Genomic DNA, 403 nt, shown 5'->3' with positions numbered 1-403 from the left:
CCGCGTGGGAGGGCAGCCGGGCCGACGCGGTCCGCGCGCTCGTCGCGCACCCGTTCGTCCCGACGCTCGCCGTGGACGCCGAGCTGGGTGCGGGGCGACCGACCCTGCTGACCGCGGAGCTGCTGGCGCTCTACGGCTACGACGACGTCGAGGCCCTCCTGCACGCCTTCACCCGCCGCCACCCGGTCAGGCCCGTGCCCGACGAACGGGTCGCGGCCCGTTCGGTGCTGCGCGCCGCCGGCTCCGGCGACGCGGTGGCGTGGGGGATCGTTGCCGCGCAGGCGGGCACGTTCGCCCGGCTCGCCGGTGTCGCCGCCCGTCGCACCGGGCTCGCCGGCGCGCAGCCCACGCCGGTCGTGCTCGGAGGGTCCATCCTCACCTCCGAGCACCCTGCGTACCGCGA

At 77.9% G+C, this 403-nt stretch carries 1 protein-coding gene; it reads left to right on the top strand.

All coding sequences use genetic code 11. The features are described from left to right. Positions 1–403 (top strand): hypothetical protein (locus tag I6F37_RS42970; protein WP_225154825.1); only part of this gene is annotated, 403 nt, incomplete at both ends.

Source organism: Bradyrhizobium sp. NBAIM08, assembly GCF_020193935.1.
GTDB classification, from domain to species: Bacteria; Pseudomonadota; Alphaproteobacteria; order Rhizobiales; family Xanthobacteraceae; genus Bradyrhizobium; species Bradyrhizobium yuanmingense.
This window is presented reverse-complemented; position numbering and strand designations above follow the sequence as displayed.